Annotated in this window: 25 protein-coding genes and 1 tRNA gene; 16 read left to right on the top strand and 10 right to left on the bottom strand. The window is 69.7% G+C overall.

Annotated elements, in window-relative coordinates; genetic code table 11:
- Positions 1-1431 (bottom strand): diaminopimelate decarboxylase, encoded by a 1431-nt coding sequence (gene lysA, locus OHS18_RS22785; RefSeq protein ID WP_328618421.1) that lies wholly within the window; start codon positions 1429-1431, stop codon positions 1-3.
- A gap of 3 nt (positions 1432-1434) precedes the next feature.
- Positions 1435-3099: an arginine--tRNA ligase gene (gene argS / locus OHS18_RS22790; RefSeq protein WP_328618422.1), complete on the bottom strand. Its 1665-nt coding sequence runs from the start codon at positions 3097-3099 to the stop codon at positions 1435-1437.
- Positions 3100-3377: 278 nt separating this feature from the next.
- Between argS and OHS18_RS22795 the strand changes: the two genes are divergently transcribed.
- The gene (locus OHS18_RS22795) at positions 3378-4196 is read left to right on the top strand and encodes a DUF3105 domain-containing protein (RefSeq protein ID WP_328618423.1); all 819 of its coding nucleotides are present in this window, start codon (positions 3378-3380) and stop codon (positions 4194-4196) included.
- Complete coding sequence (locus tag OHS18_RS22800; RefSeq protein ID WP_328618424.1) at positions 4193-4912, top strand: DUF305 domain-containing protein; 720 nt, start codon at positions 4193-4195, stop codon at positions 4910-4912. The genes OHS18_RS22795 and OHS18_RS22800 overlap by 4 nt, the downstream gene beginning before the upstream one ends.
- A 310-nt stretch (positions 4913-5222) precedes the next feature.
- Here the strand turns inward: OHS18_RS22800 and OHS18_RS22805 are convergent, their stop codons facing one another.
- Both OHS18_RS22805 and OHS18_RS22810 read right to left on the bottom strand, forming a co-directional pair.
- Complete coding sequence (locus OHS18_RS22805; protein ID WP_328618425.1) at positions 5223-6143, bottom strand: cation diffusion facilitator family transporter; 921 nt, start codon at positions 6141-6143, stop codon at positions 5223-5225.
- Positions 6144-6319: 176 nt separating this feature from the next.
- Positions 6320-7420, bottom strand: a complete 1101-nt coding sequence (locus tag OHS18_RS22810) for an epoxide hydrolase family protein (RefSeq protein ID WP_328618426.1) — start codon at positions 7418-7420, stop codon at positions 6320-6322.
- Between the two features lie 148 nt (positions 7421-7568).
- Here OHS18_RS22810 and OHS18_RS22815 point away from each other — a divergent pair.
- From OHS18_RS22815 to OHS18_RS22855, 9 genes are all read left to right on the top strand, one after another.
- Positions 7569-7641, top strand: a tRNA-Arg gene (locus OHS18_RS22815).
- A 427-nt stretch (positions 7642-8068) separates the two neighbouring features.
- Entirely contained in the window at positions 8069-8770 is a 702-nt protein-coding gene (locus OHS18_RS22820; protein ID WP_328618427.1) for a Crp/Fnr family transcriptional regulator, read from the top strand.
- A 248-nt stretch (positions 8771-9018) separates the two neighbouring features.
- Positions 9019-9759 carry a hypothetical protein gene (locus tag OHS18_RS22825; protein ID WP_328618428.1) on the top strand — a complete coding sequence of 247 codons (741 nt, stop codon included), beginning with the start codon at positions 9019-9021 and terminating at the stop codon, positions 9757-9759.
- Positions 9760-9811: 52 nt separating this feature from the next.
- A complete protein-coding gene (locus tag OHS18_RS22830; protein ID WP_328618429.1) occupies positions 9812-11941 on the top strand; it encodes a hypothetical protein in 2130 nt (709 codons plus the stop codon).
- Positions 11938-12924 carry a hypothetical protein gene (locus tag OHS18_RS22835; RefSeq protein ID WP_328618430.1) on the top strand — a complete coding sequence of 329 codons (987 nt, stop codon included), beginning with the start codon at positions 11938-11940 and terminating at the stop codon, positions 12922-12924. Before OHS18_RS22830 ends, OHS18_RS22835 begins: the two co-directional genes overlap by 4 nt.
- A 449-nt stretch (positions 12925-13373) precedes the next feature.
- Positions 13374-14138 carry a protein phosphatase 2C domain-containing protein gene (locus OHS18_RS22840; protein WP_328618431.1) on the top strand — a complete coding sequence of 255 codons (765 nt, stop codon included), beginning with the start codon at positions 13374-13376 and terminating at the stop codon, positions 14136-14138.
- Entirely contained in the window at positions 14135-15325 is a 1191-nt protein-coding gene (locus tag OHS18_RS22845; RefSeq protein WP_328618432.1) for a hypothetical protein, read from the top strand. The genes OHS18_RS22840 and OHS18_RS22845 overlap by 4 nt, the downstream gene beginning before the upstream one ends.
- Before the next feature lie 36 nt (positions 15326-15361).
- Positions 15362-16027 (top strand): vWA domain-containing protein, encoded by a 666-nt coding sequence (locus tag OHS18_RS22850; protein WP_328618433.1) that lies wholly within the window; start codon positions 15362-15364, stop codon positions 16025-16027.
- 87 nt (positions 16028-16114) lie between these two features.
- Positions 16115-16390 carry a YggT family protein gene (locus tag OHS18_RS22855; RefSeq protein WP_328618434.1) on the top strand — a complete coding sequence of 92 codons (276 nt, stop codon included), beginning with the start codon at positions 16115-16117 and terminating at the stop codon, positions 16388-16390.
- Here the strand turns inward: OHS18_RS22855 and OHS18_RS22860 are convergent.
- The 3 genes from OHS18_RS22860 to OHS18_RS22870 all read right to left on the bottom strand — a co-directional run bounded on the left by OHS18_RS22860 (position 16370) and on the right by OHS18_RS22870 (position 18779).
- Positions 16370-17035: a TetR/AcrR family transcriptional regulator gene (locus OHS18_RS22860; protein ID WP_328449467.1), complete on the bottom strand. Its 666-nt coding sequence runs from the start codon at positions 17033-17035 to the stop codon at positions 16370-16372. The genes OHS18_RS22855 and OHS18_RS22860 overlap by 21 nt on opposite strands.
- Before the next feature lie 68 nt (positions 17036-17103).
- Positions 17104-17955, bottom strand: coding sequence for an alpha/beta hydrolase (locus OHS18_RS22865; RefSeq protein WP_328449465.1), 852 nt, complete (start codon positions 17953-17955; stop codon positions 17104-17106).
- A gap of 2 nt (positions 17956-17957) precedes the next feature.
- Positions 17958-18779: an alpha/beta fold hydrolase gene (locus tag OHS18_RS22870; RefSeq protein WP_328449463.1), complete on the bottom strand. Its 822-nt coding sequence runs from the start codon at positions 18777-18779 to the stop codon at positions 17958-17960.
- A gap of 148 nt (positions 18780-18927) precedes the next feature.
- Here OHS18_RS22870 and OHS18_RS22875 point away from each other — a divergent pair, with 148 nt between their 5' ends.
- The 4 genes from OHS18_RS22875 to OHS18_RS22890 all read left to right on the top strand — a co-directional run bounded on the left by OHS18_RS22875 (position 18928) and on the right by OHS18_RS22890 (position 22319).
- On the top strand, positions 18928-19638 hold the full coding sequence (locus OHS18_RS22875) for a helix-turn-helix domain-containing protein (RefSeq protein ID WP_328618435.1): 711 nt from the start codon (positions 18928-18930) through the stop codon (positions 19636-19638).
- A 65-nt stretch (positions 19639-19703) separates the two neighbouring features.
- Positions 19704-20894 (top strand): FAD-dependent monooxygenase, encoded by a 1191-nt coding sequence (locus tag OHS18_RS22880; RefSeq protein ID WP_328618436.1) that lies wholly within the window; start codon positions 19704-19706, stop codon positions 20892-20894.
- A gap of 69 nt (positions 20895-20963) precedes the next feature.
- On the top strand, positions 20964-21950 hold the full coding sequence (locus OHS18_RS22885) for an MCE family protein (RefSeq protein ID WP_328618437.1): 987 nt from the start codon (positions 20964-20966) through the stop codon (positions 21948-21950).
- 18 nt (positions 21951-21968) lie between these two features.
- Positions 21969-22319 (top strand): YciI family protein, encoded by a 351-nt coding sequence (locus OHS18_RS22890; protein WP_328618438.1) that lies wholly within the window; start codon positions 21969-21971, stop codon positions 22317-22319.
- Here the strand turns inward: OHS18_RS22890 and OHS18_RS22895 are convergent.
- Together OHS18_RS22895 and OHS18_RS22900 are read right to left on the bottom strand one after the other, a co-directional pair.
- Positions 22306-23127, bottom strand: a complete 822-nt coding sequence (locus tag OHS18_RS22895; protein WP_328618439.1) for a class I SAM-dependent methyltransferase — start codon at positions 23125-23127, stop codon at positions 22306-22308. The two genes, OHS18_RS22890 and OHS18_RS22895, sit on opposite strands and share 14 nt — an antisense overlap.
- A gap of 14 nt (positions 23128-23141) precedes the next feature.
- Complete coding sequence (locus OHS18_RS22900) at positions 23142-23924, bottom strand: class I SAM-dependent methyltransferase (protein ID WP_328618440.1); 783 nt, start codon at positions 23922-23924, stop codon at positions 23142-23144.
- Between the two features lie 83 nt (positions 23925-24007).
- On the opposite strand from OHS18_RS22900, the gene OHS18_RS22905 reads away from it, so the two are divergent.
- Positions 24008-24613, top strand: coding sequence for an NAD(P)-dependent oxidoreductase (locus OHS18_RS22905; RefSeq protein WP_328618441.1), 606 nt, complete (start codon positions 24008-24010; stop codon positions 24611-24613).
- Here OHS18_RS22905 and OHS18_RS22910 read toward each other — a convergent pair.
- Positions 24610-25530, bottom strand: coding sequence for a proteasome assembly chaperone family protein (locus OHS18_RS22910; RefSeq protein ID WP_328449447.1), 921 nt, complete (start codon positions 25528-25530; stop codon positions 24610-24612). The two genes, OHS18_RS22905 and OHS18_RS22910, sit on opposite strands and share 4 nt — an antisense overlap.
- Positions 25531-25713: the final 183 nt, after the last annotated feature.

A 25713-nucleotide genomic window follows, 5' to 3' on the forward strand; every position in this document is an offset into this window, starting at 1 on the left:
TCAGACCTCCAGGCGGAGCATGTCGTCGGTCGTCTCACGCCGCAGCAGCAGCCGGGCGCCGCCGTTGCGCACGGCGACCACGGCCGGGCGCGGCTGCCGGTTGTACGTGCTCGCCATCGAGTAGCAGTAGGCACCGGTCGCCGCGACGGCCAGCAGGTCGCCCGGAGCCAGCGTGTCGGGCAGCCAGCAGTCTCGTACGACGATGTCGCCGGACTCACAGTGTTTTCCCACGACCCGGGACAGCACGGCGTGCACCGGCTGGTCGTTGTCGCTCGCGGAGCGGGAAACCAGCCGGACGTCGTACACCGCGTCGTAGAGCGCGGTCCGGATGTTGTCGCTCATTCCGCCGTCGACGCTGACGTACCGGCGCACAGCGTTGTCGCCGAGCGCGACGTCCTTGATGGTGCCGACCTCGTACAGCGTGATCGTGCCGGGCCCGGCGATCGCGCGGCCCGGTTCGCCGGCGATGCGCGGCACCGGCAGGCCGGCGTAGGCGCACTCCTTGCGGACGATCTCGCGGATCTGCGTGATCATCTGCGCCGGCGGCGGCGGGTTGTCCTTGTCGGTGTAGGCGATGCCGAACCCTCCGCCGAGGTCGACCAGGTTCAGCTGGTCGAGCAGCTCGGGGCCGTGTTCCTTGGCCAGCTCGGCGAGCAGCCCGACGACGCGGCGGGCGGCGACCTCGAAGCCGTCGGCGTCGAAGATCTGCGAGCCGATGTGGCTGTGCAGGCCGGTCAGCTTCAGCGACGGCGCGTTGAGCACCCGCCGCACCGCCTCCGCGGCGTCCCCGGCGGCCAGCGAGAAGCCGAACTTCTGGTCCTCGTGGGCCGTCGCGATGAACTCGTGGGTGTGTGCCTCGACGCCGACGGTGACCCGGATCAGCACCGCCTGCACGACGTCGTGGCGCGCGGCGATGTCGGCCAGCCGGGCGATCTCGTAGTACGAGTCGAGCACGACCGTGCCGACGCCCGCGACGACCGCGGCTTCGAGCTCCGCCGGCGACTTGTTGTTGCCGTGGAAGGTGATCCGCTCGGCCGGGAAGCTCGCGCGCTGCGCCACGGCGAGCTCGCCGCCGCTGCAGACGTCCAGGCTCAGCCCCTGCTCGGCCACCCAGCGGGCGATCTCGATGGAGAGGAACGCCTTGGACGCGTAGTGCACGAGCGACGGGTCGTCGAACGCCTCGGCGTAGTCCGCGCAGCGGGACTTGAAGTCGGCCTCGTCGACCACGAACAGCGGCGTGCCGTGCTGCTCGGCCAGCTCGCGCACATCGACGCCGGCGATCCGCACGACGCCGTCGGCGCCGCGGAAGGTGTTGCGGGGCCAGACCTTCGGGTAGAGCCGGTCGAGCTCGTCGCCGCTCGCGGGCGGGAACCCGGAGGAGTCGGCGTGGGGGTAGACGTCGGCGTGCCGTGGGCCCGCGGGGTGCGCCATCGATTACATCCGTTCCGGAGCAGAGACACCGAGCAGGGCGAGGCCGTTGGCCAGGACCTGGCGGGCCGCTTCGCACAGCGCGAGCCGCGCGTGGGTCAGCGGAGTCACCTCTTCGTCGCCCTGGGGCAGCACGCGGCCCACGGTGTAGAACTTGTGGTAGGCGCCCGCGAGTTCTTCGAGGTAGCGCGCGATCCGGTGCGGCTCCCGCATGTCGGCGGCCCGACGCACCATTTCCGGGAACTCGCCGATGGTGCGGATCAGGTCGCCCTCGGCGGTCAGCGTCAAGAGTCCGAAGTCGACGTCCGAAAAGGACTCGGCGGACTTGATGCCCAGGTCGGCCGCGTTGCGCTGCAGCGACGCCAGCCGCGCGTGGGCGTACTGGACGTAGTAGACCGGGTTGTCGTTGGAGTGCTTGCGCAGCAGGTCCAGGTCGACGTCCAAAGAGGAGTCGACGGAGTAGCGGATCAGCTCGTAGCGGGCCGGGTCGACGCCGACCGCCTCGACCAGGTCCTCCATCGTGATGACGGTACCGGCGCGCTTGGACATCCGCACCGGCTTGCCGTCGCTGACCAGGTTGACCATCTGGCCGATCAGCACCTCGACCGTGGCCGGGTCGTCGCCGAACGCCGCCGCGGCCGCCTTGAGCCGGGCGATGTAGCCGTGGTGGTCCGCGCCGAGCATGTAGATGCAGAGGTCGAAGCCGCGGTTGCGCTTGTCCTTGAAGTAGGCGAGGTCGCCGGCGATGTAGGCCGGGTTGCCGTCCTGCTTGATGACGACGCGGTCCTTGTCGTCGCCGTACTCGGACGACTTCAGCCACCAGGCGCCGTCGGCGAAGTAGAGGTTCCCGGAGTCCTTCAGCTGCTGGACGGCGGCGTCGACCGCGCCCGACTCGTGCAGCGAGTTCTCGTGGAAGTAGACGTCGAAGTCGGTGCCGAAGTCGTGCAGGCTCTGCTTGATCTCGGTGAACATCAGGTTGATGCCGATGCGGCGGAACGTCTCGTGCCGCTCGTCCTCGGGCAGCGACAGCGCGCTCGGCTCGGCCTTGATGACCTCGGCGGCGATGTCGTTGATGTAGCCGCCCGCGTAGCCGTCTTCCGGCGCGGGCTCGCCCTTCGCGGCGGCGACCAGCGACCGGACGAACCGGTCGATCTGCGCGCCGGCGTCGTTGAAGTAGTACTCGCGGGTGACCTCGGCGCCCTGCGCGCCGAGAACACGGCCCAGCGCGTCGCCGACCGCGGCCCAGCGGGTGCCGCCCAGGTGGATCGGGCCGGTCGGGTTGGCCGAGACGAACTCGAGGTTGATCTTGGTGCCGGCCAGCGCGTCCCCGCGGCCGAAGGCGGCGCCGGCCTCGATGACCTGGCGCACGATGTCACCCTGCGCGGCGGCGGCCAGGCGGAAGTTCAGGAAGCCCGGGCCGGCGACCTCGGCCGAGGCGACGCCGTCGGCCGCCGCGACCGCTTCGGCCAGCGCCTCGGCGAACTCGCGGGGCTTCAGGCCGGCCTTCTTGGCCACCTGCAGGGCCAGGTTCGTCGCGTAGTCGCCGTGGTCGGGGTTGCGCGGGCGTTCGATGGTCACCTGCTCCGGCAGCACGGTGTCGTCGATGCCGCGTGCGGTCAGTACCTGCACGGCGGAGCTGCGGACCAGGTCGGCGAGAGCGGCGGGAGTCACTCGTCGAATTCTAGGTGTGCCCAGGTCGGGCGCTTCCGGCGGTCTCGGCGACATCACGGGACGGATCCACGTACCGCTTTTCGGGGGTTCCGGGTGGCGGAGCCCCCGGCCCGAGGCGAAGCCTCGGTGGGCACTGTGTTCGGTGGGCACTGTGTGAGGTGTTAACGGTGATCAGACGCGTGGTCTCTACACTGGCCCGGGCGGGAATCCGTCCGCAGCCAGCAGAGGAGAACGCGGGAGCCATGGCGAACCGGACAACTCGGAAAAAGGGGTCGGCTGTGAAGGCGGCCCGCGGTTCCGTCGTGAGCAAGAAGGGGACGCCGTGGGGCACGATCATCGCGGTCGTGGCCATCGTCGCCCTCGCCGCCGCCGTGATCACGTATTACATGATCGCGTCGGCGCCGAAGCGTGACCAGGCCAGCCGTGAGGAGGCCGCCGCCTCGTTCGCGCCGACCGCGTCCGACCCGGATCCGTCGAAGCGCATCCCCGGCGTGATCACCGCGACCTACACCGGCAGTGTCCACGTGCTCCCGACCGAGCGCGTGGCCTACGACAAGACCCCGCCGTTCGGCGGCCCGCACGACCAGACGTGGGCCACCTGCACCGGCATCGTGTACCCGAACGCCGTCCGCACCGAGAACATGGTGCACGCGCTCGAGCACGGCTCGGTGTGGATCGCCTACAACCCGCAGCAGATCTCGGGTGACGCGCTGAACCTGCTGAGCGTGCGCGCCAAGGACAAGCCGTTCACGATGCTGTCGCCCTACCCCGGCCTCGACAAGCCGATCTCGCTGCAGTCCTGGGGTCACCAGCTGAAGCTGGACAAAGCCGACGACCCGCGGATCGACGAGTTCATCGCGGCCCTGCGGTCCAACCCGAACGGCGTCTACCCCGAGGTCGGCGCGTCCTGCGACGCGGTGCCGGGCTCGTTCGACCCGGACAACCCGCCGCCGTTCGACTCGTCGAAGCCGGGCCCGGACGCGAAGCCGATGGACTACAAGGGCAGCACGGCCGCGCAGGGTGAGAACGGCGCCCCCTCCGCCGGTATGCCGACCGCGCCCGCCTCCGCCCCGGCCTCGGGCGCGCCGTCGCAGTGAGTTCCGAAGCCGACCTCGACCTCGACACCGACGAGGTCATCGAGCAGCCGACGTGGTCGCGCTGGGTGATCATCGGCGGGACGCTGCTGGCGGTGCTGCTGATCGGCGGCGTCGCGGGGATGTTCGTCACCCGCGCCGTCGACGACCCGGCGGCCACGGCCACACCGGCCCGCGACTCGGTCGAGGTCGGCTTCGCGCAGGACATGTCGACGCACCACCTGCAGGCGGTCACGATGTCGGGCATCGCCCGGGACCGCACGACCGACCCGGAGATCAAGCAGCTCGCGTTCGACATCGAACGCACGCAGCTCGAGCAGGTCGGCCGGATGAAGGGCTGGCTCATGCTGTGGGACCAGCCAGAGCAGGCGATCGGCGCGCCGATGAAGTGGATGACGGAACCGATGTCGGGCCACGACGGCATGTCGATGGCCCCGCAGTCGCTGTCCCCGGCCGGCGGCGCGCTGATGCCGGGCATGGCGACGGACACGGAGCTGTCGAAGCTGCGGTCGCTGTCGGGCCGCCCGTTCGACGTCTATTTCCTGCAGCTGATGCTCCGCCACCACCAGGGCGGCACGTCGATGGCGCAGTACGCGTCGGAGCATTCGAACCTGCCGGCGCTGAAGGCTTTGGTGAACAGCATCCTCACGTCCCAGGGCGCGGAGATGGACCAGATGAAACTGATGCTCACCGGCCGGGGCGCCCAGCCGCTCCCCTGAGTTCCGAGTGCCGTGAAGGCCTCCTTACCGGCCATAAGAGCCGGTAAGGAGGCCTTCACGGCTTTCGGGGACTGGGGGCCGGGCGCGAGCTGCCGGTGCCGGCAGGCACCCATCCTCACGGAGCCACGACCAGCGAGTCGGGGCCCGGTAGGGCGCGGCGCGGCCGGACAGCCCCTGCCGTGCCACCGCCGCACGCTGCCGCTGAGGCCGGGTTCGCGCAGGGGACCCGCGTGCGCGCGGCGGGATTCGAAACTGCGACACCTGCCTCCGGAGGGCAGTGCCCAGTCGGAAAACAGGTCGGAGGGCGTCGCTACCAGGAGAGTTCCTGGCAGCGGCGCGCGCAGTGCGGCGCCTCCACCTGCAGGGTCGCGTGCTCGATCGCATACCGCGTCGAGAGCAGGTTCTGCGCTTCGGTCAGCACGTCCGATTGCTGCGCCGGCGGGGCGAGCGTCAGGTGTGCCGAAGCCACCTCCATGCCCGATGTCAGGGTCCAGACGTGCAGGTCGTGCACGTCCGCGACGCCCGGCAGCGCCGACAGTTCCGCGCTGATCGCGCCGACGTCGACACCCTGCGGGGCGTGCTGGAAGAGGATGCGCAGGGCGCGGCGCGCCAGGGTCCACGTGCGGGGCAGCACGAACAGGCCGATCGCGACGCCGATGATCGGGTCGGCGTAACGCCAGCCGGTGAGCAGCGTCAGCGCGCCGCTGAGCAGCACGCCGACCGAGCCGATCAAGTCGGCCAGCACCTCGAGGTACGCGCCGCGGACGTTGAGGCTTTCCTTCGCTCCCGAGCGCAGCACCGCGAACGACACGATGTTCGCCGCCAGGCCGGCCGTCGCGGCCAGCAGCACCGGCAGGCCGGGCACCGCGGGCGGGTCGCTGATCCGGCCGACGGCCTCGACGAGGACGTACCCCGCGACGCCGAACAGCAGGATCGCGTTGCCCAGCGCGGCCAGCACCTCCGCGCGGTAGAGGCCGAACGTGCGGCTGACCGTGGGGCCGGAGCGGCGGGCCAGGATGATCGCGGTCAAGGCCATGCCGACGCCGAGGACGTCGGTGAACATGTGCGCCGCGTCCGAGATCAGGGCCAGCGAGCCGGTGGCGAAGCCCACGACGAACTCCAGCACCATGAACCCGGCGCCGATGCCCAGGGCGATCGTCAGGCTCCGGACATACCGGCCCGACGCGCTCGCCGGCGCGGCCGCTTGGCCGTGCCCGTGTCCGTGCCCCATTTCGCCTCCGTTCCCGGTCTACCGTCGAGGCCAAACATATAGTCGAATGCGCATATGTGCAACAGAGGGCAGCCTAAGTTCACCCATCCGGAAACTACCCCGCAGGCGCGCGCCGACCAATCCACCAGGAGGGGTTTCCCGCCTGGCGGACCGGTCACGCTTCGACGCCGGCCGCGTCAGCGCACGAGCCGGAAGAACCCCCGGACCTGCTGGACGAACAGTTCGGGCTGCTCGAGCGCGGCGAAGTGACCGCCGACGGGCAGGCTCTCGAACCAGCGCAGATCGGCGTAGCGCTGCTCCGCCTGCCGCCGCGACGGCCGCACGATCTCCTTGGGGAACACGGAAACCCCGGCGGGCACGGTGACCCGGGACAGGTCGCGGTCGTTGTTCTCCCAGTACATCCGCGCCGAGGACGCGGCGGTCGCGGTGAACCAGTAGACGGAGATCGCGTCGAGCAGCTTTTCCCGCGCGACGGCGTCTTCCGGCTGTCCCTTGTGGTCGGTCCAGGCCCAGAACTTCTCGGCGATCCAGGCGGCCTGGCCCGCCGGCGAGTCGGTCAGGCCGTAACCGAGCGTCTGCGGCCGGGTGCCCTGCTGCCCGGAGTAGCCGGCGCCGGTCCGCCGGAACTCCTCCAGGTCGGCGCGGGCCTGACGCTCGTCCGGCGTCGGATCCTCCTGGTCCAGCCGCACGGGCGCGAAGTTGACGTGCACCCCGGCGACACGTTCGAACCGCGCCAGCGCGTTGGTGACGGCGGCACCCCAGTCACCGCCCTGGGCGCCGTAGCGCTCGTAGCCGAGCGTCGTCATCAGCTCGTCCCACAGCTCGGCGACCCGCGGGATCTTGAGCGCGGGCTTGTCACTCCACCCGAACCCGGGCAGCGACGGCGCGACGACGTGGAAGGCGTCGGCGGGATCCCCGCCGTGCGCCCGCGGATCGGTCAGCGGCCCGAGCACGTCGAGGAACTCGGTGACGGACCCGGGCCAGCCGTGCGTCAGCACGAGCGGCAGCGCGTCCGGTTCGGGCGACCGGACGTGCAGGAAGTGCAGACCGACACCGTCCAAGGTGGCCCGGAACTGCGGGAAGGCGTTCAGCCGGCCGGCGAAGCCGAAGTCGTACTCCTCGCCCCAGAACCGGCAGAGCTCCCGCACGTAGGCGAGCGGCGCCCCCTGCGACCAGTCGTCGACGGTCTCGGCCTCGGGCCACCGGGTCCGCCGCAACCGCTCCCGCAGGTCGGCGACGTCGGCCTCATCGAGCGGTACCCGGAACGGCTCAACCACGACAGCTCCTTCAGGTGGGCCTCCCACGCTATCGAGACAGCCGGGAATGGATCAACTTTGCCACCCTGACCAGCGAGTACGCTTTGCGGCGCCCTGCCCGCGCGGGTCGCGGGGGATGCGCTAAGCTTCTGAAGTCGCCCAGCGATGGGCCCTCGTAGCTCAGGGGATAGAGCACTGCCCTCCGGAGGCAGGTGTCGCAGGTTCGAATCCTGCCGAGGGCACCCAGTTCCACTGCGCAAAACCGGCCCCTACCAGCGAACACGCGGTAGGGGCCGATTCTGATGTGATGTGTTCTCGTAGCTGATGGCGTCGGTGAACTTTGCCTCTCGCCCAGCAACTCGCGGCCACTCTCGGGGATCCGATATGCATCGCCGATGTTTGCGACGCTCGGCCATCATGGCCTTGCCAATCATCGGCATCTCACGTCAAGCGCCTCAACACTGCTAGAAACGCTCTCTGCCCAGCCCTGCTCTAGCGAGATTCGGCGGAGCAGGTAACGGATCTCCCTCGTCTCCCGGCCCCGTCCCCGCGGCGGCTGAGTAACCGCCGCGACGCGCGCAGGTAGCTCGTTACTGCCCGGTCAATGACCTGTTTGGGCCTAGCCGAGCCGCACGAGGACAACAAGGCTCGCATTGGAGGGAGGCCGACATGACACCGGGCATCGCGGAAGGCAGCCGTTGGCCGCCCACCAGCCTCCTCGGCAGGCTCTCGCCCCCGGCTCGCGAGCTACTGCTCAGCGCAGGCAAAGCGAAGGTGTTTGCCGCGAGGTCAGTGCTCATCCGGCACGGAGATATCGGCGATTACGTCCTGCTGCTGCGCGATGGAGCCGTCAAGGTCGCGGTGGACGCTGACGACGGCGACGAGATCCTGCTGGGCGTGCGGGTAGCCGGAGATCTTGTCGGGGAGATCGCCGCTTTCGACGGGCAACACCGGTCGGCGACAGTGACAGCCTGCGGCGAGGTACACGCCAAGCTCATCACCAGGGTCGAACTAGAAGACTTTTTCGAGCAGGTTCCAGACGCCCGTGACGAAATCGCCAGGATGATCGTAAGCCGGCTCAGGTGGTCGGACCGGCGCCGGATCGACTTCCTCGCGAGTTCACCCCCCGAGCGTCTCTCCAGACTCTTGGTGGAGATCGCGGAGGCCTACGGTCGGCGTCGGGACGATGGCAGCTGGGAGCTGGGAGTCCACCTCACCCAGGCGGAACTTGGCTCGTTCGCGGGCATGGCCCGTCGCACCACCGAAAAACAGTTCGCCACGCTCCGTCGCGCTGGCCTGGTCGAAGTGGGCTACCGGGAGATCACACTGCTGGACATGGCCGAGCTCAAAAGGCTGACGCGCACGATTTAGCACATTCCGCACCGGTGCGGAGACCTCATCGCCCGGATGGAGCAGAGTCACGGCGATGCAGCCGAAAGTTGCCACCGCGACCGCCACTGCTCTTTCCAGCGCTGCGTCCGCAATACCCGACGATCATCGTCACAAGTCGGTAACAGTAGAAACATATCCCCAGCCGGGACGACCTAGTAGGCGTTGCGACGCCTCGATGGCGCCGAGAGACCCCGATGCGTGGGTGACGTTGGAGGTAAACCCTTCCCATGAACCGAAATTCTGTCCACCGTTCCTTCGTCATCGTCGACATCGAAAAGTTCGGCAGGCGCGCCGATACGGACCAGCGATGGTTGCGCCGGCAGATGTACGAAATCCTACGCAACGCCATGTCCGACACAGGCATCGACTGGGAAACTTGCCACAGGCAGGACGCCGGTGACAGCGTCATTCTCCTGGTACCCGCGGAAACGTCGAAAATGCTGGTCACCGACACGTTCGTCGGCAGACTGGATCGCGAACTCGCTGGCTACGCCCGACGTAGCAACGAATCGGTCCGGTTACGGATGCGCCTTGCGCTGCATGCCGGGGAAGTCACCCAGGACGAGCACGGTTGGGTGGGCAGCGACCTCAACACGGCGTGCCGCCTGGTGGACCTGCAACAGGCCCGCGACGCGCTGTCGGACACGCCGGACGCGAACCTCGTCCTCGTGGTTTCCCATCTGTGGTACTCATCCGTGGTCCTGCAGGACCCCGTGCTGGTCGAGCATTTTGGCTTCGAACAGATCCCCTTTGTAGCCAAAGAGATCGACAGCCACGCCTGGTTACATATCAAAGGCAAGGAGCACCCCGCCGCCGAGCGGCCCACGGCTCCTCCGGCCGCATCAATGCCGGCTTCCGGCGCTTCGGCTCCGACAGGGGGAATTCACTTCCACGGTCCGGTCCACAAGGTGGGCGATCCCGTGCAGGGCGACAAAACTCAAGTAACGTTCGTGAGGTCTGATGACTGAGGCGATACCAGGGCCATCGGCCGCCGCTATCGAAAACCCGCAAGACCCGGACATGCTCGACGGTGAAGTCCCCGATGAGCCACAAGACGAAAAGTCGGTCAGCGAAGGGATCAGCGCGGCCGCGTCGAGCCCTGGCTCCACCGCCGTGCGCGGAGAGCAGGTACGGCAGGCCCGGCAGAGCTTCGCTTTTCTGGGCGATACCGAACTGCACGACGCGGTGGCCGGAAACAAATACCAATACACCATCTACACCGCGAACAGCGCGTCGACTCAAGGCGTTCACGAACTGAGTGCCGAATTCGTCGCCTGGTGCCGCAAGACGCTGGTCCAGCCCGAGGAGCCTGTGCCAGACCACCGTCGGGGGGACAGCCTGATCGAGATCTACCGGGCGGCGGCGGGCTGCGGCAGGACCGCATTGGCCGTCTGGTCGCTCGCCGGACCGGGCTCGGGGAAACGGATCTTCCGTGTGGACCCTCGTCGACCTCTGAACCAGCTGTCACCAGCCGAGTTACCGAAGTCTGTCGGGTACCTGCTCGAGGATCCGGTTCCGGATTTCGGGACTTCGCTGACCGCTTTCGACCTCACACGGCTGGCAGCGGAACTCGAAAAACGAGAATCGCGGATGATCATCACCGTGAAGTCCGAGACGACGTTCGCGGACAGCTCGGTCCACGGTTATGTGCGAGAGATCGCGCGCCCGCCGACCGCACGCCGGGTTCTCGAGTCGCACCTGAACCATCTCTTGCGGAACCCGCGCAAGCAGGCTTCGCTGCTGACTCGCGCGGACGTCACCGAGTTCCTCGATCGGGAACTTCCAGCGACCGGTCCCCTTCGCAAAGCCGCCGAACTGGCCCGGCTGATCCAGGCCGAGGCAGATCGGCCGGACGGGCTGGTGGCGATCGTCGGCGCCCAGCTGAAACGCGCCGACGAGAACGAGTTTGTCGCCTGGTTCGACGACCTGGGCGACCTGCGCTTGCACTGTTTCGCGATCTCGTTGGCCGTCTTCAACGGCCTGCCCTACGAAGCCGTTGCGGACGCCAGCCAGATGCTGCATCGCAAGTTCGACGTCGCGGGCGGGACGGCCGTGGCGACCCGGACGGTGCCGGCAGCGGCGAACCCGTTCGGCGAAAGCCGTGGCGGCCGGCTCCGGAAGCTTAGGGCCCAGGTCCGCCGCGAAGTCGTCCGCACTACCTGGGGTCAAGTGCCAGCCGAGGTGATCTCCTATCTCGACGAGACCTTCCCGCCGCGCGTCCTGCAGCACGTCTGGCGTGAGCACGACGGCGTCCGGGAAGGTTTGATCAGCTGGTTGCACGACCTGGGTGGGCACCGAAGCCTGGCCGTACGAGTCCGGGCGGCGACCGCAGCGGGCATGCTCGCCACTATCGCCTATGACCATGTGCGAGCGAAGGTACTGAGCCGCTGGGCAAGCAGTCGGCAGCAGATTCGCCGGGAGTCGGCCGCGGTCGCGTTGGCCGAACCGGCCGAAAGCGGCGACCCGAGGCTCGTCATCGCCGCCCATTCCCTGGCCAGGGAATGGGCTCACGGCAGTCCAGCACAGCGAGCGACCGCGGCGCGTGCCTACGGGCGCCTCGGCCTGAGCGATCTCGAAGCGGCTCTTCACGAACTCGAAACGTTGTCCGCGGGCGATTCCGGCTTCGATGTGGTTGATGCCGTGTGCCAGAGCCTGGCGGAACTGGTGGCCGCCGACGCACCCGGGACCACGACGCTTGTCCTTCGCCTGTTGACGCGCTGGTCGAAGAGCCGACAGACGGAGCGGCGAACCGTTGCAGGCTACTCTTTTCTGCTGCTGGCGGCAGATCTCGTGCTGAGCCCGGCTGAGGTCGGGGGCAAGACCACTTGGCCGAGTCTGCTCTGGTACGCCCACACCCGCGAAGGCCACCGGCCACTCATCGCGCAGTTGTGGGCCGACACCCTGAACTCGGCGACCACCGCCGCCCTCGCGCTGACAGTCCTCGACGAGTGGGCCGCGCTGGCCGAACACGACCGGACGGTGCGGCACGCACTGGCCGGCTTGCTCAGATCGGCTTGCCGGTCCGAACGTGTGGCTGCCCGGTTACGGCGGCAGGCCACCGGCTGGGCCACATCGGGACCAGGACGTTCGGCGCCGCAGACCGCGAAGGAACTGCTCACTGAAATCACGGGCGAAAGGACGGGGTTGTGAACCAGGTTGGAAGCCTAGTCAGTGTCCACGGCGAACTGGGTGCGGCGATGTTCCGCAAGCGCCCACTCGGCGCCGCGGGCGTGGAGGTGGTCTGCCAACTGGCCGACGGCACACTCGTGCCCGCCGGCCAGCTAGGCGCCTTCCAGCCTTATCGACGCCGGTACGACGTGGACGTCACCGACCGGTTCCACTCCGAGGCTATCGCCTTGCCGGCGTTGCGGGACACGTTCGAGTTCACCGGCTCCGTCGACTATGGCTGGCGGGTCAGCAATCCGGTCCAGGTTGTTTCACGCGGGGTGTACGACGGCCGGGCTCTGGTCCTGTCGGCCCTCCAGGATCGGATGCGTGCGATCAGTCGCCGCCACCCGGTCGAGGAATGCGCAGCGGTGGACGCGGAGATCAACGCAACCCTCGGCGGGAGTCCGATCACTCTTCCCGAAGGGATCACGATCTACCGGTTCAGCGTACGGCTGACGCTCGACGACTCGACTCGCACGATCTTGCAGGGCAAGCGCAACGTGCGCTACCAGGGAGAGATCGAACAGCTGCGCGTCGAGGCCACCGGACGAGCGCTGAGCGGGGACAACGGCTTGCTCCTGCTGCACCTCACCCGGCATCCGGACGACACGTCTTCGGTGATCGAGCTGATCACGCAGCACCACAAGGCGACCGACAAGCAACGCATCGAGCTGATCCAGGATCTCGTCGACCGCAAGATCATCCAGGACGTCGACCTGGAAGAGTTCGCCCGCGCACTCGTCCGGCAGGGCACCTCCGCGGTTCAAGGCGGACCCGGCCTTCCCGCGTTGCTCGGTCCGAGCACGTCCACGCCGGTGCCCGCGCCACCGCTGGTGAGCGGGACGATCACTCCTCCGACCGCGCCTATGGCCGCTGCGCCGCAGTCCCAGGCCCCTACTGGAACGAGTGCCGGGAAAAGCGGGGGTGTCACGAGCTGGAAACCGGTCGGCAAGGCGAAGCCGTGAGGTGGCGGCGGAACCCGGGCGCTCGGCGACGCCCGCTCGGCGAGCGAATGCGCGAGTTCTGGCTCGGTCCCAAGCCCACTGCTCTCGCCCCGCCCATCGAGCGAGTGTCCGCACCGCTGCACAGTTCCGGAGGGCGCACTCACGACGGCAGGGCCGCCCGGTCACGCTCCGGCCTGGAGCGACGTCCGGACAGCGACCACCAGCGCCTGCCGGTTCCGACCACGCAGCGATACCCCGAAGGCCGGATCATCTCTCACCCAGAACGCGCGGGCGCCACAGCCGATCAGTCCCCTGCGCCCGCCCTCGACCGTCGTTCGCTGCCGCAGGATCCACCGGATGTCCCAGCTGGCGGGAATCCGCCTCGGCTAGCCGGGCACGCCAAAGCAGCGCGCTACCCCTGGCATCTGCCGGTCGAACCCGCGCCGTCCGCAGTCGCGGCCGACCAGGCGGTGCTCGGCGACCTGGAAATCCGTGCCGCGTCCGTGGTGGGAGCCGATCACCGCTGTACCCCAGCAGCGACCGCGAGGCAGGACGCCTACCGGCTGGGCAGGGACGCAGCCGGCCGGTATCTACTGGTCGCCGTCGCCGACGGAGTGTCCGAGGCGACCCGGTCCGACATCGGGGCCACTGTGGCCGCCCGGGCCTCGGTCGACCTACTACGCCGGCAACTCGACGATGGTGTGTCACCCGCGGAGATCGACTTCAGGGAACTGTTCAAGACGGTGGCCCAGCACATCGTGGGAGCTGCGAGCCAGGTTCAGGCCGAACCCCAGGAACTGCTCACCGCCCTGATCGTCGCGATCGTGCCCACCGCTCCGGAAGACCTGCGAGGTGGACGTACCGTCCGGCTCGCCTCCGTAGCCGATGTCAGCGCCTGGCGCCACGAGGAAACGACCTGGCGTCAGCTGGCCGGAGAAGTGAAGTCCGGCCTCGACCGCAATTCGCTGCGGACGTTTCTGCCGCACTATTGGGACGCGGTGGTCGTCCGAGAGGTCGTGCTGCCCGCCGGGTCAGCCTTGGCGTTCATGACAGACGGCGTCGGCGACGCGCTGGCCGACATCGCGGGCGGGGCGGAGTGGTTCGCAGTTCGCTGGCGACAGCCACCCGCTCTCGCCTCGTTCCTGCTCGACACCGACTACGAGGCGGTCGGCCAGGTGGACGACCGTACGGCCGTGGTCGTCTGGTCCCCATCGAATGGCGGGGAGGTCCGATGACGGCCACTCGAAAGACGCTGGCCTCCGTGACACAGCGAACAGGTCTCGGCCGGCTCGGCACGCCGGTGGCGACGGACGAGGGGGAATCCCTCAGCATCCGGCCGCTGACCGACCAGCCGGACCTGTTGTTCAAGGAGTACCGGCCGGGGATCTTCGGACCGGAAGACGACAAGAGAATCGACCGGCTGGTCGGGCTTCCGAGGCGGCTGAGCCAGCGAGATCGGGCGACGCTGACCGTGTCGAGTTGCTGGCCGGTGTCCCGGGTGGTCGACGGTGTCCGCACCGTCGGAGTGGTCTTCCCACGCGCGCCTGGAAAATACACCGCATCACTGCAACTGGCGACCGGGCAGAGCGCGCCGAAGCCGCTGCCGGTCGATTGGCTGGCCAAACCCGCCGCGAAACAGCGCGAGCGCGGCTTGCCGAGCCCGACGTTCAAGCAACGGCTGACGGTCTGTCGTGACTTGACCGCCGTGGCCGCGGTCCTCGAATCCGAGGGCCTCGTTTACGGTGACTGGTCGTACGCGAACGCGTTCTGGAGCACGTCCGATTTCAGCGGCTATCTCATCGATGTCGACACCTGCGCGTTCGATTCGCGGCCGTGGGTGCGCACGCCGAACTGGGAGGACCCGCTCACGCCTCAAAGCGTCCTGGTAGACAACCGGACCGACCGCTACCGGCTGGCGTTGCTCGTAGCCCGGTGCTTGACCGGCGAACGCGAGCAAGCGGACGCGCGCCGGCAGGTCGTGCTGATTTCGCGTCGGGAAGGCCAGTCACACCTGGGAGAAATCCTAAACCGCACGCTGACGGCCTCTTCACGGACGGCGCGTCCGTCGATCGCCGAAATCCACGCCGCCCTTGGACGGCCGTCGGCACCGGTCTCCTCCGGCTCAACGACCGGCTCGGCGAATGTCCGTGGCTGGACGGACATCAAGAAGGTCCAGCAGAAGGCTATGCAGCCGCCTGCTTCTCCACGGCCCGCACCGCCACCGCCACCGCGGGCTGCGACACGTCCGAGCACTGCGCCCCGAACTGGCGTGACGCCTCCCGCAGTCAAAACGAAATCGAGTACCGGAACTACGACCGGCTCGAAAGCGACCCCTGCGAGCAACACGGACATGGTGATCGGGTGCGTCATGCTCTTCGCGATCGTGGCCATCGTCGTGCTCGTGTTCGTCGTCCTCTTCTGACCCCTGCCCACCCGGCTTCTGATCGAAGGAACCACGATGTCTCCGGAATTCACCAAGAGCAAGTGCCTCCCAACGTACTTCGTCTTCGACACCTCGAGTTCGATGGCCGAAAACGAAAAGCTGCTGAACGACACGCTCGAAGAGCTCTACAACACCCTTGCCGAAAGCCCGTTGGTCGGCGAGTTCGCGCACGTGTCCATTGTCAGTTTCAACGACGAAGCGGAGGTAGTCGTGGAGATGACCGATCTCGGCGATCTCCAGTCGCTCCCCCAGTTTTCCTGCAACGGGCGAACCAGTTACGGAAAGGTCTTCACGCTCTTGCGGGAGCAAATCGACCGCGATATTCCGGCGTTGAACGCCACCGGCAAGGCGGTGCTCCGGCCCGCAGTCTTCATCATGACCGACGGCCTCCCCACCGACTCCGGCTGGCAAAATGCTTTCGCCGCCTTGGCTGACGACGACTGGCCGCGACACCCGCATGTGATCACCTACGGCTTCGGCAAGGCCGTACAGGAAGTGCTCGGCAAGATCGCCACCAAGGCTGCGTTCATCGCGGAGGCACACACGACGGACAAGACCGCGATCACGGCGGTACTGTCCAATATGCTCCGGACGCTCGTCGCATCGGCCAAGGCGGACCAACTGCAGATCCCCACCGAAGTGGCCGGCTTCACCAGCGTCCCGCTCGAATACATGGGCTGATCCTGTCGAAAAGCTGTGAAACCGGACAGACCTGGCACTCCCCGCCGCTCCCGCGCGTTCACCGGGTAGCAAGACGGAGGAGGACCGATGGGTGCGTTGGGGACGTTGCTGGGGTTCGCGCTGACCCTGTACATGCTCGTGCTGATCGCGCGGATGGTGCTGGACTGGGTCGCCGTGGCGGGCACCAGCCCGCCGTGGACCCGGCGGGCCCGCGGGCTGGCCTACGCGGCGACCGAGCCCGTCATCGGGCCGGTGCGCCGCGTCGTGCGGCCGGTGCGGCTCGGCGGGATCTCGCTCGATCTCGCCTTCACGCTGGTGTTCGTCGCCGTGCTGGTGCTGCGGTCAGTCGCCTTCAGCCTGTAGCGTGCCGCGGAATCCCGCGGACAGCCGGTCGACGCCGCGCTCCAGTTCGGCGCGGACGCCGCGCAGGTCGATGCCGTCCGGATCGATCAGCGCCTGCATCGAGATCCCCCGCAGCTGGGCGAGCAGCGCGGACGCGTACGCGTCGGCGTCCCGGACGCCCGTGATGGTGCCGTCGGCGATCCCGCTGGCGACGGTCTGGGCGATGGCGAAGCGGAACCGGCGGTCGGCCTCGGTCAGGGCGGCGCGCATGGCCGAGCTTTCCGCCGACGCGTCGCCCCAGAGGGCCAGGAACGCGTGGTTGAGCGTCGGCATCGTGGTGATGAGCTCGAAGATGATGTCCAGCAGCGCCCGCAGCATGTCCATCGGCGTCGCGGTGGCGGACCCGGTCCGGGCCGCCACCGCTTCGCTGTAGGCGTCGGTGAACTCCTCGACGGCGTACTCGACCAGCTTGCCGCCGAGGCCGTCCTTGTCGCCGAAGTGCTGGTAGATCACGGCTTTCGCGTACCCCGAGCGCGCGCAGACCCCGCCGAGCTTCATCTTGCCGAAGCCTTCCTCGGCGATGAGGTGCGCGGCGGCGTCCAGAATGCGAGCCTCGACGGCCTCGTCGGCGTCCTGCTGGATCCGGCCTGCGGCGGAACGGTCCACCGGGCCATGCTAGCCAGTGGAACCCCGACATCACCGGCCAACTTGGCCCATACCCGCGTGACCTGCGATTACTTGACGAACCGGCCGACGAAGTCGAGCGCGGTGGCAGCCACCTCCCGCCAGCCGCTGTCGATGGTCAGCGAGTGCCCGCGGCCGGGGAGCTCGGCGAACTCCGTCGTCCCCGGGTTCTTCAGCTGCCGCTCGTAGGTGGCGTGCGCGATGGCGTGCGGCACCTGGTGGTCGTGCTCGCCGGAGATGACCAGCAGCGGGCCGCGGTCGGGGTTGAGGTTGTCGGCCTTGACCTCGGTGCGCGGGTTGATGTTCGCGAACGCGGCCTGGAAGATCGGCACGCCCGAACCGGCGACGTGGTACTTCTCGTACAGCTCGTGGGCCTCTTCGTCGCTGACGGCGTTGGCGAAGCCGTACTTGAACTGCTCGAACGTCAGCGCCACCGCGCGGTGCCGGTTGGCCGGGTTCGTCAGCACCGCCGAAGACGCCTTGAGCGCGCTGGCCGGCAGCGGCAGCACCCCGCGGGATGGCGCCGGGTCGATCGCGACGGTCGCGGCCGACAGCCCGCGGCCGGCCAGCATCTGGACGAGCAGCCCGCCGAACGAGTGCCCGATGATCGCCGGCTTGCGGTCCAGCTTCTCGACGATGGCCTGCTGGTAGGCCGCGACGTCGCCGACGCTCTTGTTGGCGAAGACGTCCGGGTTCGCCCGGGCCTCCTCGACCGTGGCCGGGTCGTCGGGCCAGCCCGGGGTGACCGCGGCGTAGCCCGCGGCCTCGAAGAACTCGGCCCAGCGGTCCCAGCTGGTGTCGAGCAGCCACAGCCCGTGGACGAACACGACCGGCTGCTTGCCGGAGGTGTTGGCCCGCTCGACCTCGGCCAGTTCCTGAGCGGTGGGTGCGGGGACGGTCACGGTCACTCCCGGATGAATTCGAGCAGCTCGGCGTTGAACCGAGTCTCGTGGTCGCCGCACAGGCCGTGCGGCGCGCCCTCGTGGACGACGAGGGTGGCGTTCGGCAGGATCTCGGCGCTGCGCCGGCCGGCCGCGTCGATCGGCACGATCTGGTCGTCGTCGCCGTGCACCACCAGCACCGGGATCTCGATCTTGCCGAGGTCGCCGGTGAAGTCCTGCTCGGAGAACTGCGCGACGCAGTCGTAGGCCGCCTTGAGCCCGACCTGCATGCTCAGTCGCCAGAACTGGTCGCGCAGGCCCTGCGAGACCGTCGATCCCGGCCGGTTCGCGCCGTAGAAGGGCGCGGACAGGTCCTGGTAGAACTGCGACCGGTCGGCCGCGACGCCGGCGCGGATGTCGTCGAACGCGCTCAGCGGCAGGCCACCGGGGTTGGCCGCCGTCTGCAACATCAGCGGCGGCACCGCGCCCAGCAGCACGGCCTTGCGGACGCGCTCGGTGCCGTGCCGGCCCAGGTAGCGCGTCACCTCACCGCCGCCGGTGGAGTGCCCGACGAGCACGACGCCGGTCAGGTCCAGCGACTCGATGAGCGCGGCGAGGTCGTCGGCGTAGGTGTCCATGTCGTTGCCGGTCCACGTCTGGCTGGACCGGCCGTGGCCACGCCGGTCGTGCGCGATCGCGCGGAACCCGTTGGACGCCACCAGGTTCAGCTGCGGATCCCACGCGTCGGCGTTCAGCGGCCAGCCGTGGCTGAACACCACCGGCGGCCCGGAACCCCAGTCCTTGTAGAAGATCTCGGCACCGTCGGAAGTGCGAGCGAAAGGCATCACGACCTCTTTTCTCCGAGAAACCGAGCCTAGGAGCGCCCGGCGCGTGCCGGATCGGCTCTCGGTGCCCGGCCCTCGGCCGTCCGCGCCACGCGATTGCGGGATCCGGGCGCTGTCGGGACGCCGAGCGGTCCGGTTGACTGGCTTCATGACCGTGGGTTTCGAGACGCAGCTCGCCTGGTGGTCGTTCGGGCCGGTGACGCTCTCCCGCGTCGAGCCGGCCGGAGTTCCCCTGCCACGCGGGGAGCGCTCCGGCGAGCTGAGCCTGCTCGCCACCCCGCGGCCGGTCACGTTCGTCTGGCAGGGCCATGACGCGCCGCGGACGCTGCACGTCCCGCTGGGCGAGCTGGGCCTGTCCGCGGCGACGGTCGGCCGGGCGGCACCGCGGCTCGCGGCGAGCCCGCTCCACCGGCTGGTCGCGCACCACGTCCGGGACCTGGCCCGCGACGCCGACGTCCTCAGCGCGACGCCGTCGGCGGACGCGCTGGGCCGCGTGTGCGTCGATCTGGTCCGGGCGCTGCTGGTGAGCGCGGCGGGCGAGGAGCCGGCGCTGATCACCCAGGTGCAGACCCACGTGCGGCGCCACCTCGGCGACCCCGGCCTGTCCCCCGCGTCGGTCGCCGCCGCGCTCGCGGTGTCGCCGCGCCAGCTCTACCGGGCCTGCGCGGCCGCGGACGTCCGCCTCGAGCAGTGGATCATCACGGCCCGGCTGGCGGCGGCCCGCGCCGACCTGGCCGACCGGCACCTCCCGATCGCCGCGGTCGCCCGCCGCTGGGGGTTCAAGGATCCGACCCACTTCACCCGCCGGTTCCGCGCGGCTTACGGCGTGTCGCCCAGCGAGTGGCGGCACCGTCAGTGAACGGTGCGGGACCCGTCAGCGGGCCTCGGCAGTCTTCGGTCATCACCGACCGAGAGGAACTCCCGATGACCGCCAAGACCGTGCTCGTGTCCGGGGCCAGCATCGCCGGCCCGTCCGCGGCCTACTGGCTGCACCGCCACGGCTACCGGGTCACCGTCGTCGAGACCGCGCCGGAGCTGCGGCCCGGCGGCCAGGCCGTCGACTTCCGGGGTGAGCAGGTGAAGCTACTGGCCGCGATGGGCGTCCTCGACGACGTCCGCCGGTACGAGACGGCGATGGGCGAGCAGACCGTGCTCGGCCTCGACGCGAAGCCGCAGCTGACCGTGCCCGGCGCCGCGTGGAGCGGCGAGGTCGAGATCCTGCGCGGCGACCTCGCCCGCGTCCTGTACGAGCACACCAGGAGCTACACCGAGTACGTCTTCGGCGACCGCGTCACGAGCCTGACCGAGCACGCCGACGGCGTCGAGGTCACCTTCTCCCGCGGGGCGCCGCGGAAGTTCGACCTGGTCGTCGGGGCCGACGGCGTGCACTCGGGGGTGCGGGCCGCGGCGTTCGGGCCGGAGGCGGATTTCCGCCGCGACCTCGGCTTCGGCATCGCCGGGTTCACCGCGCCCAACCACCTCGGGCTCGACCACACGAGCGTCATGTACAACGAGCCCGGCCGCGGCCTGACGGTCGGCAGCCACCGGCACGCGGACCGGCTGCACGTCGGGCTGGTCTTCGCCGCCGACGGCGTCGAGTTCGGCCGCCGCAGTGCCGGCGAGCAGCGCGCGCTGGTCGCGCGGCTGTTCGCGGACACCGGCTGGGAGACGCCGAAGCTGCTCGAGTCCCTGCCCGCGGCCACCGACCTCTACGTCGACTCGATCAGCCAGATCCACCTCGACCGCTGGTCGCGGGGCCGGGTCGTGCTGCTCGGCGACGCCGCGTGGTGCGCCGGGCCGGGCGGGTCCGGCACCGGGCTGGCGATGATGGGCGCCCAGGTGCTGGCCGGGGAGCTCGCGGCGGCCGGCGGCGATCACGTGACGGCGTTCGCGAAGTACGAGGAGCGGCTGCGCAAACCGGCCGCGGTCGGGCAGAAGAACGGCAAGGGCTCGGGCAACTTCCTCGCGCCGCGCACGGCCGCGAAGATCCGCAGCCGCAACCGCGCCTACAAGATGCTGAGCACCCGGCTGTTCGGCCGCGTCTTCACCTGGATGACCGACCGGGCGGCCAACGCGCTGGAGTACCGCGAATATCCGGTGCTCACCGCGGCGTGACGCGGCGATCTTCCTCTCTTCGGGGGACTACGCTGGCGGCCCGGCGTGAGGTGCGTCACTCTTGACGCCATGTCAATACGCCGGGCCGATGGCGCCCCGGTCCGGACGGCACTCGTCGGAATCGCGGTGCTGGGCCTGGGCATGGTGACCGCGCTGAACGCCCGGTCCCTGCCGGTGATCGGCGACGGGACGACGTATTCCGCCGAGTTCGGCGAAGCCGCGGGCCTGTTCGAGGGCAACGACGTCCGGATCGCCGGGGTGAAGGTCGGCCGCGTCTCGGACATCCGCCTGCGCGGCGACCACGTCCTGGTGTCGTTCCAGGCGAAGGGCGCGTGGCTGGGCGACACGACGAGCGCGGCGATCCGGCTGAAAACCGTGCTGGGCCAGAAGTTCCTGGCGCTCGACCCGCAGGGTGAAGGCACCCTCGACCCGGACACGCCGATCCCCCGCGCGCGCACGACCGTCCCCTACGACGTCCTCACCGCGTTCGGCGAGCTTTCGTCCACAGTGGACAGGATCGACACCGCGCAGCTGGCGAAGAGCTTCGACACGCTGTCGGCGACGCTGGCGAACACACCGGAGAGCGTCCGGGCGGCGCTCACCGGGCTGTCGCGGCTTTCGGACACCCTCGCCTCCCGCGACAGCCAGCTCTCCACGCTGCTCGCCAACACCCGGACGGCTTCGCGGACGCTCGTCGACCGCGACGCCGCCGTGCGGCAGATCCTGAACGACGGCAACCAGCTGCTCGAAGAGGTGAGCCGCCGCGAAGGCGCGATCACGTCCCTGCTCGACGGCTCGCGGCAGCTGGCCACCGAGCTGTCCGGGCTCATCACCGACAACGAGGTGCGGCTCGGGCCGTTGCTCACCCAGCTCGACCAGCTGACGTCGATGCTGCAGCGCAACCAGGACGCGCTCGCCGCCGGGATCCGCGGGTTCGCGCCGCTGGTCCGCCTCGCCGTCAACCTCTCCGGCAACGGCCGGTGGGTCGACGGTTACCTGTGCGGGCTCCTGCTGCCGTCGTTCGGGCCGCTCAATGAGGAAGGCTGCTTCGGCTGAGCGTGGCATGCTGACCGCATGCGATACCTGCTCCTGCTCTGCGGCGACGAATCCGCGGAAGCGGCCGCCGGCCCGGAGATGGCCCGGCGCTGCCACGAATGGGGCGCCGACCTGGCACGGCGCGGGATCTCGCAGACCGGCACCGGCCTGCGCCCGCCGTCCGAAGCGAAGACGCTGCGCGTGCGCGACGGCGACGTGCTGCTCACCGACGGCCCGTTCGCCGAGACCAAGGAGCAGATCGGCGGCTACGTCATCCTCGACTGCCCCGACCGCGAAACGGCCGTCGAAGTCGCTTCGCGGCACCCGTGGGCCGAGGCCGGCTCGCTCGAGCTGCGTGAGATCGCCGACGGGCCACCTACACCTTCGTGATCTTCACCGTCACCTGGTTGTCGTTGTAGGTGTACGCCACGTATTCGAACTCGACGCCGGTGCGCTCGACGTACTCCGTCCAGGCGCGGTACTCGTGCCGCTGCCAGCCGGGGAAGTTGAAGAACTCGTCGAAGTGCACGATGCTGCCGGCGCGCAGCCGCGGCCCGCAGAGGTCGAGGACGGTCTTGGCGGAGCTGTAGAGATCGCCGTCCACGTGCAGGAAATCGACGCGGCCGGGGTGCTGCTGCAGGAATCCCGGGAGGCTGTCGGCGAACAGGCCGACAACCAGCTCGGCGCCCGGGACGTCCGGCAGGTCGTCGCGGGCGAACGCGCCCGCGGGCATGCCGTTGAGCCACGCCTCGGGCAGGCCGTCGAAGGAGTCGAAGCCGTAGACCTGCTCGCTGCCGCGGGCGCGGGTGATCGTCCGCAGCGTGTTGCCGGACGCGACGCCGAACTCCAGCGCCATTCCGCCTTGGGGCGCCAGGGAAAGCGCGTACTCGAGCGTCTGCTTCGGCTTGCCGAAGTGCGGGGCGCCGACCAGGTGCTCGCGGGCGAAGACGTTGCTCTCCAGGGCCGCGTCCTGGTCACCGGCGTAGACGATGTCGCGGCGGCTGCGGATCTCGAACTCCACCACCCGATCGAGCAGCCGGTCACCCTGACGGACGATCTCCTCGCGCAGCTCCGTGGCCATCCGGTTCAGCTGATCGGTGTACGGGTCGTGCACTTTCGAGGCCACCCGGAACAACAGCTTCCCCAGCGTGCGCCTCAAGGTTTTTGTTGCGGAAGAACGGGATTCCGTCTGGTTCATCTCGGGACGGTACCTCACCCCGTGGTCGCCTCTCGTGAGTGTTCAGGGCGGTTAGAACCGCCCTGAACACTCACGACGAGCCGGAAGCCCGCGTCCCATTCCGGCAGGTCCAGCAGGTCCCGGTGCTCTTCGTGCCAGCGACCGGACTCGAGGTCCGCGCGCAGCCGGGTGATGCCGCGCGCCACAGCATCGGGCGCCGTCTGGGCGAGGGCCGAGCACGCCCGCCGCACCGCCGGGTCGAGGTAGGCCTCCGGGCGCCGCCAGTGGGCCGGGAAAACACCGTCGGTGAAGTCCCACGGCACCGGCAGCGGGACCACGCTCCGCGCTCCCAGGAAAGCCGCGATGTCCGACGCCGACGGGCGCGACCGCTCCAGCTCCGCCACCTCCGGCACGTACTCGCGCACCAGCCAGAAGTCGTTGTGGCGCCCGGTGTCGTAGGCCAGCACGACCTGCCGGGGCGCCACCCGGCGCAGTTCGGCGAGGCCGCGCCGCCAGTCCGGCCAGTGGTGCACGGTCAGCACCGCGAGCGCGGCGTCGAACGTGCCCGCCGCGAACGGCAGGGCCTCCGCGACCGCGCGCACCACCGGCGCGGCGCCGGGACGGCGTTGCCGGATCATCGCCGCGGACGGCTCGACCGCGGTGACCCGCCGCCCGGGCGGCTCGTAGGAGCCCGTGCCGGAGCCGACGTCGAGCACCGCGCGCGCGTCCCCCAGCGCGTCGAGCAGCGGCGCGAGCCAGCGCGGGTCGGTCCGCCTGCCCAGCGCGTAACCGACACCGATGCGGTCGTAGGTCGTCATCGCACACCCCCAGGTCGACGCCGATTTCGTTGCGGTAACCGGCACCCCCGAGCCTAGTTTCACCGGCGACGGAAGGGGATTCCATGAGCAGGATCATCGTGTTCGGCGCAGGCGGGCGGGCCGGGCAGCGGGTCGTCGCCGAGGCGACCAGGAGGGGCCACGAGGTCACCGCGGCGGTGCGCGACCCGGGTCGCCACGAGGGGGTCGCGGCCGACGTCACCGACGCGGACAGCGTGGCGGCGGTGGTGGCCGGGCACGACGCGGTCATCAGCGTCGCGTACGCCGCCGGAACGGCATCGGCCGCGTTCTTCCCGGCCGCCGCCGAAGCGCTCGTGCGCGGCCTGACCCGAGCCGGGGTCGGCCGGCTGGTCGTCGCCGGGATCGGGACGACGCTGGAGACGGCGCCCGGCGTCGCGGTGCACGACGCGCCGGGCTTCCCGGCCGCGCACCGCGAGTTCTCGCTGGGGCACGCGGCCGAGCTGGCCGTACTGCGCGAGAGCGGCCTGGATTGGCTGGTCGTCGCGCCGCCGCCGGTGATGCTGGGCGAAGGCGACGGCACAGGCACCTACCGCACGGCCGTCACCACGCTCATCCCGGCCGAGACGTTCGCCTACGCCGACTTCGCGCTCGCGCTCGTCGACGAGGCGACGACGCCGAAGCACTCGCGGGTGCTGCTGGCCGTGGCCTAACGCTCCGGGGTCTCGCCGCCGTTCTGCTCGGCGAGGAACCGCTCGAACTGCGTCCCGAGCTCCTCGGCGGTCGGCATGTGCTCGACGGACTCCGCGAGCAGGCTGCCCTTCTCGGAGGCCTCGACGAACGCGTCGTACTGCCGCTCCAGCGCGCGGACGACGTCGCCGGCGTTTTCGTCGGACGCGGCGATCTGCCGTTCGATCTCGGCGGCGGCGAGGTCCGCGGCCGTGCGCAGCTCGCCGACGGCCAGGTTCAGCCCGGTCGCGCGGCCCAGCGCCTCGAGCAGGTTGAGCGACGCGGTCGGGTAGGCCAGCTGCGCGAGGTAGTGGGGCACGTGCGCGGCGAAGCCGACCGCGTCGTGTCCCCACTCGCCGAAGCGGTACTCCAGCAGCGCGGCGGCGCTGCCCGGGACCTGCAGCCGGTTGGGCAGCGGCTGGTGCTCGCCGACCAGGTCCTGGCGGGTGGCGTGCGCGGTGACGCCGAGCGGGCGGGTGTGCGGCGCGCCCATCGGGATGCCGTGGAAGCCGGCGGTCAGCCGGACGCCCCAGCGTTCGACGAGGTTGCGGACCGCGGCGCAGAACCGCTCCCAGTCGTGGTCGGGCTCCGGGCCGGACAGCAGCAGGAACGGCGTCTCGTCGGCGTCGTGCAGCAGGTGGACGACCAGTTCCGGGGCGTCGTAGTCCTCCCAGTGGTCCACCGCGTAGGTCATCGTCGGGCGCCGCGAGCGGTAGTCGATGAGGCGGTCGACGTCGAACCGCGCGACCACCCGGTGTTCCCCGCTCAGCAGGTGCTCGGCCAGCAGACGACCCGCCGAACCCGCGTCCATGAACCCCTCGAAGTGGTGCAGCAACACCGCCCCGGTCAGGTCGGGGACGTCCGAGTCCACCTCGTACAGGTCGTCGGGATCGAATCCCACCGGATCCTCCTGCTCACTGCTCGCCGACACTTATGCGAATCCTTCAAGCACAACACACCCCGACGGGGATTCCATTCCACCGGCCGTGCCGGCGATCGTAACGCCATGCGATCGAGGCCGGACCGGATCGGCATCGTGACACTTGTCGTGGGCGCGCAAGCCACCGATCGGGCACGCTGAAGC

The sequence above is a fragment of the Amycolatopsis sp. NBC_00355 genome, from assembly GCF_036104975.1.
In the GTDB taxonomy this organism is placed as follows: Bacteria; Actinomycetota; Actinomycetes; order Mycobacteriales; family Pseudonocardiaceae; genus Amycolatopsis.

What these genes read in the sequence shown, in the direction of transcription:
- lysA (WP_328618421.1), bottom strand. Translation starts at nt 1,431, where the DNA reads ATGGCGCACCCCGCGGGCCCACGGCACGCCGACGTCTACCCCCACGCC.
- OHS18_RS22805 (WP_328618425.1), bottom strand. Translation starts at nt 6,143, where the DNA reads ATGGGGCACGGACACGGGCACGGCCAAGCGGCCGCGCCGGCGAGCGCG.
- OHS18_RS22820 (WP_328618427.1), top strand. Translation starts at nt 8,069, where the DNA reads ATGACACCGGGCATCGCGGAAGGCAGCCGTTGGCCGCCCACCAGCCTC.
- OHS18_RS22825 (WP_328618428.1), top strand. Translation starts at nt 9,019, where the DNA reads ATGAACCGAAATTCTGTCCACCGTTCCTTCGTCATCGTCGACATCGAA.
- OHS18_RS22830 (WP_328618429.1), top strand. Translation starts at nt 9,812, where the DNA reads ATGCTCGACGGTGAAGTCCCCGATGAGCCACAAGACGAAAAGTCGGTC.
- OHS18_RS22845 (WP_328618432.1), top strand. Translation starts at nt 14,135, where the DNA reads ATGACGGCCACTCGAAAGACGCTGGCCTCCGTGACACAGCGAACAGGT.
- OHS18_RS22850 (WP_328618433.1), top strand. Translation starts at nt 15,362, where the DNA reads ATGTCTCCGGAATTCACCAAGAGCAAGTGCCTCCCAACGTACTTCGTC.
- OHS18_RS22855 (WP_328618434.1), top strand. Translation starts at nt 16,115, where the DNA reads ATGGGTGCGTTGGGGACGTTGCTGGGGTTCGCGCTGACCCTGTACATG.
- OHS18_RS22870 (WP_328449463.1), bottom strand. Translation starts at nt 18,779, where the DNA reads ATGCCTTTCGCTCGCACTTCCGACGGTGCCGAGATCTTCTACAAGGAC.
- OHS18_RS22875 (WP_328618435.1), top strand. Translation starts at nt 18,928, where the DNA reads ATGACCGTGGGTTTCGAGACGCAGCTCGCCTGGTGGTCGTTCGGGCCG.
- OHS18_RS22880 (WP_328618436.1), top strand. Translation starts at nt 19,704, where the DNA reads ATGACCGCCAAGACCGTGCTCGTGTCCGGGGCCAGCATCGCCGGCCCG.
- OHS18_RS22885 (WP_328618437.1), top strand. Translation starts at nt 20,964, where the DNA reads ATGTCAATACGCCGGGCCGATGGCGCCCCGGTCCGGACGGCACTCGTC.
- OHS18_RS22890 (WP_328618438.1), top strand. Translation starts at nt 21,969, where the DNA reads ATGCGATACCTGCTCCTGCTCTGCGGCGACGAATCCGCGGAAGCGGCC.
- OHS18_RS22895 (WP_328618439.1), bottom strand. Translation starts at nt 23,127, where the DNA reads ATGAACCAGACGGAATCCCGTTCTTCCGCAACAAAAACCTTGAGGCGC.
- OHS18_RS22900 (WP_328618440.1), bottom strand. Translation starts at nt 23,924, where the DNA reads ATGACGACCTACGACCGCATCGGTGTCGGTTACGCGCTGGGCAGGCGG.
- OHS18_RS22905 (WP_328618441.1), top strand. Translation starts at nt 24,008, where the DNA reads ATGAGCAGGATCATCGTGTTCGGCGCAGGCGGGCGGGCCGGGCAGCGG.